The 12,666-nt window shown below is 36.2% G+C and carries 10 protein-coding genes, 3 tRNA genes and 2 rRNA genes; 8 read left to right on the top strand and 7 right to left on the bottom strand.

The genetic code is table 11. The features are described from left to right. From EK386_RS19240 to EK386_RS19265, 6 genes are all read left to right on the top strand, one after another. Positions 1 to 87, top strand: a 23S ribosomal RNA gene (locus EK386_RS19240); the annotation flags it as partial. Positions 88 to 152: 65 nt separating this feature from the next. Further along, positions 153 to 228, top strand: a tRNA-Val gene (locus EK386_RS19245). Positions 229 to 297: 69 nt separating this feature from the next. Then, a tRNA-Gln gene (locus EK386_RS19250) sits at positions 298 to 372 on the top strand. 49 nt (positions 373 to 421) lie between these two features. Beyond that, positions 422 to 496: transfer RNA gene (locus EK386_RS19255), tRNA-Lys, on the top strand. Positions 497 to 520: 24 nt separating this feature from the next. Beyond that, positions 521 to 636 (top strand): 5S ribosomal RNA (gene rrf / locus EK386_RS19260). A 749-nt stretch (positions 637 to 1,385) separates the two neighbouring features. Further along, complete coding sequence (locus EK386_RS19265; RefSeq protein ID WP_126660806.1) at positions 1,386 to 2,573, top strand: glycine C-acetyltransferase; 1,188 nt, start codon at positions 1,386 to 1,388, stop codon at positions 2,571 to 2,573. 103 nt (positions 2,574 to 2,676) lie between these two features. Here EK386_RS19265 and EK386_RS19270 read toward each other — a convergent pair whose 3' ends face one another. The 6 genes from EK386_RS19270 to EK386_RS19295 all read right to left on the bottom strand — a co-directional run bounded on the left by EK386_RS19270 (position 2,677) and on the right by EK386_RS19295 (position 9,296). After that, positions 2,677 to 3,945 carry a TRAP transporter large permease gene (locus tag EK386_RS19270; RefSeq protein ID WP_126660807.1) on the bottom strand — a complete coding sequence of 423 codons (1,269 nt, stop codon included), beginning with the start codon at positions 3,943 to 3,945 and terminating at the stop codon, positions 2,677 to 2,679. Continuing rightward, positions 3,942 to 4,439 carry a TRAP transporter small permease gene (locus tag EK386_RS19275; protein WP_143964889.1) on the bottom strand — a complete coding sequence of 166 codons (498 nt, stop codon included), beginning with the start codon at positions 4,437 to 4,439 and terminating at the stop codon, positions 3,942 to 3,944. The genes EK386_RS19270 and EK386_RS19275 overlap by 4 nt, the downstream gene beginning before the upstream one ends. A 126-nt stretch (positions 4,440 to 4,565) precedes the next feature. After that, complete coding sequence (locus EK386_RS19280; protein WP_126660809.1) at positions 4,566 to 5,603, bottom strand: TRAP transporter substrate-binding protein; 1,038 nt, start codon at positions 5,601 to 5,603, stop codon at positions 4,566 to 4,568. A gap of 425 nt (positions 5,604 to 6,028) precedes the next feature. Beyond that, positions 6,029 to 7,153 carry a cupin domain-containing protein gene (locus EK386_RS19285; RefSeq protein ID WP_126660810.1) on the bottom strand — a complete coding sequence of 375 codons (1,125 nt, stop codon included), beginning with the start codon at positions 7,151 to 7,153 and terminating at the stop codon, positions 6,029 to 6,031. Positions 7,154 to 7,233: 80 nt separating this feature from the next. Continuing rightward, positions 7,234 to 8,184 carry a fumarylacetoacetate hydrolase family protein gene (locus EK386_RS19290; RefSeq protein ID WP_126660811.1) on the bottom strand — a complete coding sequence of 317 codons (951 nt, stop codon included), beginning with the start codon at positions 8,182 to 8,184 and terminating at the stop codon, positions 7,234 to 7,236. A 350-nt stretch (positions 8,185 to 8,534) separates the two neighbouring features. Further along, the gene (locus EK386_RS19295; RefSeq protein ID WP_126660812.1) at positions 8,535 to 9,296 is read right to left on the bottom strand and encodes an IclR family transcriptional regulator; all 762 of its coding nucleotides are present in this window, start codon (positions 9,294 to 9,296) and stop codon (positions 8,535 to 8,537) included. Positions 9,297 to 9,487: 191 nt separating this feature from the next. Between EK386_RS19295 and EK386_RS19300 the strand changes: the two genes are divergently transcribed. After that, positions 9,488 to 10,681 (top strand): FAD-dependent monooxygenase, encoded by a 1,194-nt coding sequence (locus EK386_RS19300; RefSeq protein WP_126660813.1) that lies wholly within the window; start codon positions 9,488 to 9,490, stop codon positions 10,679 to 10,681. 112 nt (positions 10,682 to 10,793) lie between these two features. Here the strand turns inward: EK386_RS19300 and EK386_RS19305 are convergent, their stop codons facing one another. After that, positions 10,794 to 11,561, bottom strand: coding sequence for an IclR family transcriptional regulator (locus tag EK386_RS19305; protein ID WP_126660814.1), 768 nt, complete (start codon positions 11,559 to 11,561; stop codon positions 10,794 to 10,796). 182 nt (positions 11,562 to 11,743) lie between these two features. Between EK386_RS19305 and EK386_RS19310 the strand changes: the two genes are divergently transcribed. Continuing rightward, positions 11,744 to 12,238 (top strand): DinB family protein, encoded by a 495-nt coding sequence (locus EK386_RS19310; protein WP_126660815.1) that lies wholly within the window; start codon positions 11,744 to 11,746, stop codon positions 12,236 to 12,238. The last annotated feature ends 428 nt before the right edge of the window (positions 12,239 to 12,666 follow it).

Genomic DNA, 12,666 nt, shown 5'->3' on the forward strand with positions numbered 1-12,666 from the left:
TCAAAGACGATGAGGTAGATAGGTTCGAGGTGGAAGTGTGGTGACACATGGAGCTGACGAATACTAATCGATCGAGGACTTAACCAAATCTTGAATACGCAATCAATGTCTTTATCCAGTTTTGAAAGAATGAAAATTTCAATAACTACCCAGGAGGATTAGCTCAGCTGGGAGAGCACCTGCCTTACAAGCAGGGGGTCGGCGGTTCGAGCCCGTCATCCTCCACCATTCTTTAAATTTTAGTTGATCGTGGGTTCGCCTCCAATTAGCTACCTCACGAAAATAGTTATATATTAATGGGGTATAGCCAAGCGGTAAGGCAACGGATTTTGATTCCGTCATGCCCAGGTTCGAATCCTGGTACCCCAGCCATTTTCTAAAATTTATGAAGAGCAGTTAAATTACTTATCATATTATTTTAGAGCCATTAGCTCAGTGGTAGAGCATCTGACTTTTAATCAGAGGGTCGAAGGTTCAAGTCCTTCATGGCTCACCAGTTTTATATTAATCAACTAAATAGTCTAGTGATGATGGCAAAGAGGTCACACCCGTTCCCATACCGAACACGGAAGTTAAGCTCTTTAGCGCCGATGGTAGTTGGGGGCTTCCCCCTGTGAGAGTAGGACGTTGCTAGGCAAAAAACCACTGAAAATTATTTCAGTGGTTTTTTCTGCATTATATTGGAAATTTTGAAAATATATTTTATCTCATTCATAAGACTGATACACATTCATGTGCATTTTGTATTCACAACAATTACACACAGCATATGCTTTGTATATTCATCAACGAATATACAGGAGAATCCAAACTAGCCACTCATTCCGATCTTTTTTAATTTCTTAACTAAATGAAAATTATAGCAAAAATCACAAATTGCAACTAAATAAAGTACGATAGCAAATCAAAGTGTTGTTAATTCATAGTGGAGCCGTATGATATCTCGAATACCAATTATCCATAGGGTAGTCGCAAGGAATAGTGTAATATCGTAAAACATGGATAGGGGACGTTTACTTCTCTTGAATACGAAATTAAATACGACAATTCTAAAGGAAACAAAACAAACAAAGCCAAGTAATAGTATAGAATGACTGTTGCGATAATGGAAACGGATATACTGACACTACTTTCTATAAATAGATGATTGTTTATGTTAAAGCTATTTAATTTCTTTGGATAATGTGATATATAGCTATCAATCCTAGTATAATAATCATTTAAAGATAAGACAATTAATCGTAGGAAATTGATTATGAAAACTATATAACCATAAGAGAGAATACATAACATAATAGTTTACATAATGACCGATATACAAGTGCATACTTACTGCTACTTATGCTAAAATCGAACTAACTTCTAAGCGAAAGGAAGATGAAGTCATGTCTAAAATTTTAGATACATTTCTGAACGAAAATTTACAAGGCTTACATGAACAGGGCTTATATAATGAAATTGATGCCGTAGAAGGTGCGAATGGTCCCACGATTAAAGTGAATGGCAAAACATTAATCAATTTATCTTCAAACAACTATCTTGGATTAGCTACAAATGAAGAGTTAAAGCAGGTAGCAAAAGAAGCCATTGATCAATATGGTGTAGGTGCAGGAGCAGTCCGCACAATTAATGGTACACTTGATTTACATGTGAAATTAGAAGAGAAGCTAGCTGAATTTAAAGGAACGGAAAGTGCGATTTCATATCAATCGGGCTTCAACTGTAACATGGCGGCGATTTCAGCAGTTATGGATAAAAATGATGCCATCTTATCGGACCAATTGAACCATGCTTCGATTATCGATGGGTGTCGTTTATCAAAGGCAAAAATCATTGCTTATAACCATTCGGATATGGAAGATCTACGTCAAAAAGCAAAAGACGCAACAGAATCTGGACTATACAATAAAATTATGGTCATTACAGACGGCGTGTTCTCAATGGATGGAGATATTGCGAAGTTACCTGAAATTGTACAAATCGCGAAAGAATTTGATTTAATTACGTATGTTGATGATGCTCATGGTTCTGGGGTTACTGGAAAAGGGAAGGGTACGGTTAAACATTTTGGTCTCGAAAAAGAAATTGATTTCCAAATTGGTACACTTTCTAAAGCTATTGGTGTCGTTGGTGGATACGTTGCAGGCAAGAAAAATTTAATTGACTGGTTAAAGGTTCGATCTCGTCCATTCTTATTTTCAACAGCTGTGACTCCAGGTGACGTGGCAGCCATTACGCGTGCTTTACAGATGATTATGGACTCTACAGAACTTCATGACCAGTTGTGGGAAAATGGGAACTATCTTAAAGCAGGATTGAAGAAATTAGGCTTTAATATTGGTGCTTCGGAAACACCGATTACACCTTGTATTATTGGGGACGAAAAATTAACGCAAACCTTCTCTAAACGTCTTGTAGAAGAAGGAGTATATGCAAAGGCAATCGTGTTCCCAACAGTAGCAAAAGGTACTGGACGTGTTCGTAACATGCCTATCGCAACTCATACAAAAGCGATGTTAGATGATGCATTGGCTATTTATGAGCGTGTTGGTAAAGAATTAGGAGTAATCTAAACGTAGATATAAAAGCCCAAGAATCCTCTTAGTAAGGTGATCTTGGGCTTTTGTTATAAAAGAAGGTGTTTTAGAAAGAGTTGCATTTTCTTCTACTATTCTATTATAAACCTGGTAACCATAAAGATAGTGCTGGAATATAAGTTAATAGAAGCAGCACAATAAGCGCGATGATTAAGAATGGCCATAAAGATTTTACTAAGTTACCAATTGATACTTTCGTAATCGATGAAGCGATAAATAATCCTGAACCTACAGGAGGTGTTAAAATACCAATTGTTAAGTTAATACAAATGATAATACCGAAGTGAACTGGATCTACTCCGTATGTAGGCAGTAACGGCATAAAGATTGGTACTAAAATAATTAACGCCGCAATTCCATCCATAAACATACCAACTAATAGTAAGAAAATATTAACCAGTAGTAAGAATACTATTGGACTATCTGATAAGCTTACCATCCATGCAGCAATTTGTTGTGGTACTTGCTCAAAAGATAACATCCATCCAAAAATGTTCGCCATTGCAATAAGGATTGTAATAACAGCTGTTGTAATTACTGTTTGTGATAAAACTCCTGGAATGGAGGAAATTTTTAATTCGCGATACACTAAAGAACCAACAATCACTGCAACAACACAGGCAATCGCAGCAGACTCAGTTGCTGTGAACACACCTGTCAAAATACCAGCAATAATAATAACTGGAACTGATAGGGCAGGTAAAACTTTAATAAGAGAAGTCATCATCTCTTTTCCTGAAGCCTTTTTCTGTACCGGCCATTGAGCTTTCATTCCAATAAATGCAATGATACAAATGAATGAAAGACTTAATAATAAACCAGGGATTACACCGGCCATGAACATATCGCCGATGGAAGCACCGGAACCAACACCATAAATAATAAACATCATACTTGGTGGGATAATTGGACCTAAAAGACCAGCAGCAGCTGTTGTAGCAGTACTAAACGGCTTTGAGTAACCTGCTTTCTCCATTTCAGGAACCATCGTACGGCTCATCATAGCGATTTGTGCAGTGGCTGATCCAATAATGGCCGCTAACATCGTATTCGCAATAACGTTTACATATGCTAAACCTCCACGGTAATGACCAAAGAACGTTTTAGCAACGTTTACTAATCGCTTTGTAATACCACCAGAGTTCATTAATTCCCCAGCAAGCATGAATAGCGGGATTGCAAGTAGTCCGTAGTTTTCCATCCCTGAATATAAACGTTGTGGAACTGTTAGAACTAACCCTAAATTATCTGTAGCAAAAATATAAATAACCGTTGTCATCCCTAAAACATAGGCGATTGGTACACCTAAAAGTAGCAAAATAGCAAATGCAATTAGAGCAATTGTCACGTTAGGTCACCCGCCTCGTCAACTGTTTTGAATGAAAGAAGTAAATTGTTAAAGACATGAATTACCATAAATATAAAGCTAACAGGAATACTTAAGTAAAAGTACAGTTTTGGCATATTCATGGCTGTTGATGTTTGAACCATAATATTTGGCATTGAAATCCATTGGTAAGCTAAGAATAATAGATAACCAACAAATACTAATAAAATTAAGTTACTTAGAACTAGAATAACCTTTTTCGCATTTTTTGGTAGTAAGTCCGTTACGATTGTAATGGAAGGAGAAGCATTTGTTTTAAGACCCATACTACCACCGATAAACGTAATCCAAATTAAACAAAAGATTGCTAACTCATCTGACCAGAATAGGGGAGACTTTAATGTACGGAAAAGTACTCCTGCTGCTAATGAAATGAGCAACACTGAAGCAAGTAGGATTGCTAACACTTTTTCAATGCTAAATATTATGTCGCTTATTTTATTGATTACTTTCAAAGTTACACCTTCTATCGTTTTAAAATATTCGAAATTCTAGATGATAAGGAATAAACGGGACTTCTCAGCTTGTTATGAATAAGTGAGAAAGTCCCATTCTAATTTGACACTTACAAGATTAATAGATTATTTGCTTTCAACTGTTTCGATAAATGATTTTACGATCTCAGATTTATCAGAGAATTCTTTTTTCACTTCGTCAGAAACAGCTTGGAATGGGGCATTATCAATATCTTCTAAAACTTCAACACCTGCAGCTTTAAGCGTTTCTAAGTTTGCTTTTTCACGTGCAACAGCTTCTTGTACGCCCCAATCAACAGCAGTTTTCATAGCTTGTTTAACGATTTCTTGATCTTCCGCTGGTAATTGATCAAAAACAGATTGACTTACTACAATTACAGTTGGGAATGTCATTTGATTTGTTAAAGTTAAATATTTTGCATTTTCATAATATTTTTCAGTTACTAAAGCATCTAAGTCAATATCAATACCGTCGATTACGCCAGTTTGTAAAGAAGTATAAACTTCTGGTAATGGCATAGCTACTGGACCAGCACCAACTTTTTCCCAGTAAGATTGCATCGCTGGGCTACCAATGATACGGATTTTTTTACCTTTTAAATCTTCAGGAGTTTCAGCAAAGCCGTCTTTCATAAGAACGTGACGGTTACCTGCGAACATAAAGTCAAGTCCTAGTAAACCTTGAGAACTTAATGATTCTAACATTTGTTTTGCTTCTTCAGATTCACGCATTGCAACAGCTTCATCTAAGTTATTGAATAGGTAAGGCATGAACCAAGAGTTTAATGAGTCTTCACGAGTACTCATATAAGCATTTGTAAGGAAACCGAATTCTACTGCTCCAGTTTCAATTTGTTGTACCATATCTGCTTCAGCGCCTAATTGAGAAGCAGGGAAGATTTGAACGTTCATACGTCCATCTGAAAGTTTTTCTAATTCTTCACCAAATTTAACAGCAGTAGCGTTCCACACGTGAGATTCTTGAACAACGTGTGCAATTTTAAATGTACGAGATTCTCCACCACTCTCTTTACCACTTTCTGCTGGCGTTGAGCTTGTTTCTTCTTTGTCCCCACCACAAGCAGCAAGTACAACTGCAAGCGCTGTCATAATTAACATAAACATAAACTTCTTAAGTTTCATTTGAAGTCCCCCTTTGTTTCTTTTTTATATATAGAGACTAAATAGGTTGCAAAAAAATAACAAAATACTATGTATTCAACTGATCCTATTAGTCTAAATACCAAATATTAGTATAACAATATTGCTAGCTACTATTTAATAATTTAATATTTTCTGATTTCTACTGATAGAATGATTTCTACTTTTTTCCCCAAAATAACAAGAAATAAACGTTTTCCCCTAAAATAGATTCTTCAAATAGTAAACTAGTTACACATATAATATAAAAATGTCACACTATCGTCAATTACTAATTTTAGAAAAATTATAAAATTTAAAATGATGTTATTATTCTAAACAAAGGTTCTACTTAGAGAAACTACATAAAAAGGGTAGAACTATCAGATTTGTGCTCTGAGTTCTACCCATATTTAAAAGATTAATAATTAACGGAATGCTGCTTTAAATTCACCAGTTACTTTTTGGTGACCGTTATTTTCTTCTAAGAATTGCTCTTGTTCTAAATCGAAACGATCCATAATTGGCAGGTCGTTTACAGAGAATAGGTAAGAGTCTTCGCTTGCTACATGCTCATACCAAGCCCAGTTTGGCACTACGAAGTAATCGCCTTTTTTCCAGTCGAAGCGAACACCATTGATTACTGAGTAACCAGAACCTTGATGAACTTGGTAAACAGTAGAATGCGTATGACGTAATGCTTTTGTATGGAAATCTTTCGGTAAATGTTGCATGCGAGTTCCTAATGTAGGATTCGCTGATTTACCAGTAGATGGGTTAATATACTCCACCGTAAATGCATGGTGTGGGTTTGGATCGAATTCCATTAAGCCTTTGATTCCTTCAACAGTACGAGCCCATTTATAGTTTGCAAGTGGAGCAACTGTGAATTTATCGTCACCTAAAGGACGCACCATTCCACCACGGTAACGTTTTTCTGTAAAGTTATCAGGAATATTTGGTTCTTGTAATCCGCCTTCATATGGATCAAAGAAAGTACCACCAATTGCATAAACAGTTGGAATATCTAACGCATCCATCCAAATCATTGGCTCTGTTCCTAAATGTTCATGACCATGCCATAAGCCTTTTGGCGTGATTAAGAAGTCGCCTTCTTCCATGAAAATACGTTGGCCTTGTACAACTGTATAAGCACCAGAACCTTCAGAGATAAAGCGCATAGCATTTTGAGAATGACGGTGAGAAGGAGCCTTTTCACCAGGTAATAGCATTTGAACTGCTGCGTAAATCGTTTGAGTTGTAGAAGCCCAGCCCCATGGTTGACGATAAGTTAAACCTGGGTTTTGGAAGTAAATCGCACGGCGTTCACCACCGCGTTCTGGAGTGAAGATTTCTGCAGCTTCAGACATTTTCTTTTTAATTAACTCATCGCTCCAAAGATAGGCTTCCGCTTGTGGCTTTGGCGTATGGTTCATAATTTCAGGAATAGCTTCCCAAAGTGGACCTAAGTTGTATTGTTGAATATCTTTTGTGTAATCGGTTACAATTGAACTTTTCATAAACTCTTTAACTTCTTGGCTCATTTCAGACATTTAACATTCTCCTTTTCTATGAACGCTATTTTTATAAAGAAAGGGGAGTAGTACCAAGACTACTCAACCCATTCAACCCATTAAACAGTTGCTACTACTTCTGTTGCTTTTACTTTGTTTTCAAGAGCTCCAACTTTGTCGATTTCGATGCGAACAACGTCACCGTCTTTTAAGAATGTTGGAGGGTTCATTGCAACACCTACACCACCAGGAGTACCAGTTAATACAACGTCACCTGGCTCTAATGTCATTAAGTTTGATAAGAATGATACTAGTTTCTTAACATCGAATACTAGATTTGCAGTATTCGTTTTTTGACGAACTTCGCCATTAACAGTTAACACAACATCTAAACCAGATGGATCTTGTAGTTCATCGGAAGTTACTAGGTATGGACCCATTGGCGCACTTCCATCAACAGTTTTACCTTGTAACCATTGAAGTGTACGACGTTGGATATCACGGTAAGTAACGTCATTTGTAATTGTGTAACCAGCTACATAATCAAGAGCATCTTCTTCAGAAACGTTACGCGCTTGTTTACCGATAACGAAAGTGAACTCTGCTTCGTAGTCTAGTTGATCAGAGATAGGGTAGAATGGAATGTCATCATCTGGACCTAAAATTGTATTTGCAAATTTAGCAAAAATAACTGGGTTTGATGGTAATTCACGGCCCATTTCTAAAATGTGTTCGCGGTAGTTATGACCAACACAAATAATTTTCCCAGGTTTTTGAACTGGTGCTTCAACTTTTACATCTTCAATGTTGAAAATGACTTGTTTATTAAAACTTTCTGGATTTGCTAGAATGAAATCAATCGCACCTTGAGCAAGTTGTAATGATTCTTTACCGCCTTGGTATAACTCATCTGTATTGTTAGGTACAAATGCATTTGCGATTTGCTCGAAACGATATTTACCCTCTGCTTTTAATTGTGCTTGGTAAGCGTAGTTTAAGTCGATTACTTTGTTATCAACGATTGCACCTGCACGTGTAAATCCTGCTGCTGTATAGTTTATAAGTTTCATTGTTGGCCTCCTAATTTTCACTAATGAAAAATTTTGTTCACTATTTATATAAAAAGATTAATAGGTTTTAAAAAGAATGTCAATATTATTTGTTTTCAGAAAAATAATTATTTGCTTTGAACTTATTTAAATGTGAGTTGAGAAAAAATGAAAAAGCATTAAGCTCTTTTTGAACTTAATGCTCTTAAATTTAGAATTTATCCCGCATTAACGGGCAGTAAGGATTCCCACCTCAAGACTTAAGTAAAACAAAAAGGATAGGTGGGAGATCAACTGCCCGTAAAAGCCCGATTGGTGCAACTAACAATCCGTGGGGGATGAAGAAAACCCCCACGGATTGAAGTTTCACTTTATTTTGTAAAACCGTAGTACTGGGAAATTTCCTTTGCAATTTGTAAAACGTATTGGCCGATTGGGTCTTCCACTGTTTTAGGAACGGTTTCTGTTATACCGACCACAGTAATCGCACCTAAAAGTTGGTTGTTAAAGTTTAATATTGGAACACTAAAAGAAGAGATATGTTGAATTAATGGTTCAGTTTTTGAAGCAAAAAATAATTCACGCGTCTTTTCTTTTTCTATATTAAATTGTTCTATTTCACGTTCGGTAAAGTTCGATAGCTCTTGTATTTCCCAATCCTTCAAATGAATATCCTTTTCGAAAGTTGAGAAAACGACACCAGTAGAAGAAGCGAGTGGTAAATGGGTCCCCATTTGCGCACCGATGTTAATTCCATAATCAGCACTTGCAATATAGGAGATGAGTGGTCCCTGCATAGAAGGAACGGCTAATAAAACAGTAAGGCTTGTATGTTCCGTTATTTTTTTAAAATAAGGAATGACAACTTCTATTATAGAAGATTGTCCTAACGCAACGTTTCCTAACTGAACGAGTTTATGGCCAAGTATGTATGTATTTGTATGTGGATTACGATAGATCATACCAAACTGACTTAAAGTAGATAAATATTTATATAGATTGCTTTTTGTCATGGAAGTCAGATTTTGAATGTCTGTAAATTTCAGTGGTTCTTTTTCTTTGGCTAAGATTTCTAATATATTCAATCCAATTTGCAATGATTGAATTACAGCCGGCTTATTTTCAGTAGTCATTCTTTCTCACCCTAATTATATGATTTTGGATATTATAGCAGAAATATAATCTAAAATCTGACTTTATTAGTAATTTCAAATTTTTTAAATTTTCTATTGACGGAATATTATAAAATGTTATACAGTTTTTATATAAGGGAAACACAGTTCTCTATTTGTAGACAAAAATAAACTATTGGGGGTTATATAATATGGGTAATGTAAGCGATATCATTGTAGTTGGTGGAGGAATCGGTGGTTTAGCAGCAGCTTTATCGGTTTCAAATGAAACAAATAAATCTGTAGCTGTGTTTGAGCAAGCACCAGAATTTGGAGAAGTAGGCGCAGGAATTCAATTAGCACCAAATGCTTTAGAAGTATTAGATCGCTTAGGTGTTAAAGAAGAAGTATTAAAACATGCGGTATTACCACAACGCTTAGTATTAAAAGATGTATATACAGCTAAAGAATTAGCAACACTTGACCTAGGTGAAGGTTTCCAAAAAGAATTTGGTCAGCCATATATCGTTTTACACCGTTCTGACTTACACAGAGTTCTTTATGAAGCTTGTCAAAAGAAAGGTAATATCCAATTCTTTACAAATCAAATCATTCAAACTGCAGAACAAGATGGCGAGACTGCAACAATTATTAATCAAAACGGTGAGAAGTTTACTGCAGAAGCTGTAATTGGTGCAGATGGAGTAAAATCGAACCTTCGTAAATTATTTATTGAAGATGCACCAGTAAACTCATCATATGTAGCATACCGTGGTACTCTTCCAATTGAAGAAATCGCAGGAAATGATAACTTTGATTTAGATGATGTAATTATGTGGGTTGGACCAAACTTACACTTAGTTCAATATCCAGTTCGTCGTGGTGAACTATACAACCAAGTAGTAGTATTTAAATCATATGATACATCTGTAGAAGACTGGGGTACTCCAGAAGAGCTAACTCGTCGTTTCGAAGGTAGTCATCCACAAGTAGAAAACGCATTAAAATTCATTAACCGTCAATTCCGTTGGCAAATGTTTGACCGTAATCCTATCGAAAACTGGACAACAGGAAATATCACTCTATTAGGAGACTCTGGTCATGCAATGCTTCAATATCTAGCACAAGGTGGCGTTCAAGCTTTAGAGGATGCATTTGTATTAGGTGAAAAATTAAAAGAACATGACACTTACGAAGAAGCATTCAAAGCTTACCAAGAAGTTCGTATTCCACGTTCTGCAATGGTACAAACAACTGCACGTAAATGGGGAGAAATCATCCATGCAGAAGACCCAATTACAATTGCACTTCGTAACCATATTTTTGAAAAACACCAAGCAACTGACTATAACGTTGTAGACTTCCTGTATGGATGGTTCAACAAAAACTACACACGTGTAAAATAATTTTACGCAAAAAAAGAAATGCGTTAGAGCCAAACTCTAGCGCATTTTTATTCTTTCTCATAATTGTATAAGGTTTTAGAATGTATATGGAATCGACCTGTTAATCTAGATGCTAAAAAGTTATTTCATTTTCTTTATATCCGTAGACAGAAGACATTTCTTTTCCTAATTTTAACACTTGTTGAACAAGAGGCGATGAATGATCTTGTGGAACATCTTCGGTGAAGCCGATAATCGCCACAGCTGCAATTAATTCATTTTTGTAATTCAAAATAGGGAAGCTCCAGGATGAAACATGATTAACAAGTGGTTCTTTCGCAAAGGCGATTTTCTTTAGACGGATATCTTTTAATTCTAGTTGGAAAGCTTTGGCGTCTAAAGTTGGATGATTCTTCATTTCATTATGTATCCATTGTTTAATTTCATCGTTATTCCCAAAGGCTGCAAACATTTTCCCTCCTGCAGATAGCAGTGGAAGCTTTGTACCAGTTTGGGCACCAATATTTAAACCATAATTTGTATTCCAAATGTTTGTAATCACCGGTGTATCATTTAACCAAACCGTTAGAGAAGTCGACATATTGGTTAAGTTACTAATTTCTTTAAAATATGGTGTTAGCTTGGTCACGATGTCGTTACTTTTCAGCGCAGCATTGCCATATTCAAGAAATTTATAACCTAATGAAATATGTCCTTGCTTATCGCGGTATAGCAGATCCATTTGTGAAAGAGTATTAATATATTTGTAAAGATTACTTTTCGAAATACCAGAAAGTTCTTGTATTTCTGTGAATTTTAAAGGAAATTCACTTTTGGCGACAATATCAATAATCTTGATCGCATGAACAAGTGATCCAATAGTTGATGGCGATTTCTTCATGATGTTGATTCCTTTCAATTTTTTATTTGGTTTTCGCGGTTGGGCGAGCCCGCGCCGCATTTCTTTAGAAAATTCAAATAATATCAATTTTAACATATAAATTTTCTATTATTAATTCAAATTATAGTTTATCATTAAAGTGTCGATAGTTCACTATTAGTAATTTTGAGGAGGCGTATCACATGACATCAGCTGTGATTAATGAAAAAGTTGTAGAATTTAAACAAAGTATTGAAGACATCGTTACCGTTTTAAAAAATACGGACGAAAAAACGCTTTATGTAAAACCATCTACAGAAGAATGGTCAGCGATGCAAATTGTATCTCATGTTCTAGAAGCGGTGGATTTCTGGGTAACAGACTTAGAAGCGTTATTAGTCGTTCCTGGTGCAAAATGGGGACGTAACCATGAACATGTACGTCGTTTAGCAGCGGTAGAAGAAGGTGTTGTTGCAGCGCTTAAAGTAGACGAGTGCATCACTGGACTTCAAAATCTAGTACCAAAAGTAGAAGCGGCACTAGGAAAAGTTACAGAAGCTGATTTAGAAAAAACAGCACCAAGCTATAACCCAAACTTTGACGGTAAACCATTATCCTTCTTAGTCGATCATTTAATTGTTAAGCATGTAGTCGGGCACTATGGTCAAATCGTTCGTCATTTAGCGAAAGTCCAATAAAGGTTTAAATTGAAGAAAACACTCGCTCAAGATTAGCGAGTGTTCAGACTGTAGACAAACTCGATAAATTTCGAGTTTGCCTACAGTCTTTTTTCTTTTAAAATATAATTAATAGTCTTAGGAATAGAGTCAGTTGATTTCCGTTTCGGTGGACGCTTTCCGCGGGCGTGGGCCAATCCTCCTCGTCGCTCATTCTTCGCTCCTGCGGGGTATCGGCCGTCACGCTTTTCCCGCAGGAGTCGCCACCTGCACTACAATCAACTACTTGCTAAATAAACATTGAGGTGAATGGATATGATGACGAAAAACCAAGGAAACGAACGCGATCAACTAGAGATGATTACGATTGACCAACTTGTACCACAAAACCATCTTGTAAGAAAGCTCGAAGCGGCCATTGATTTTTCTTTCATCTATCCACTGGTAGA

The sequence above is a fragment of the Lysinibacillus antri genome, from assembly GCF_003977595.1.
Lineage (GTDB): Bacteria > Bacillota > Bacilli > Bacillales_A > Planococcaceae > Ureibacillus > Ureibacillus antri.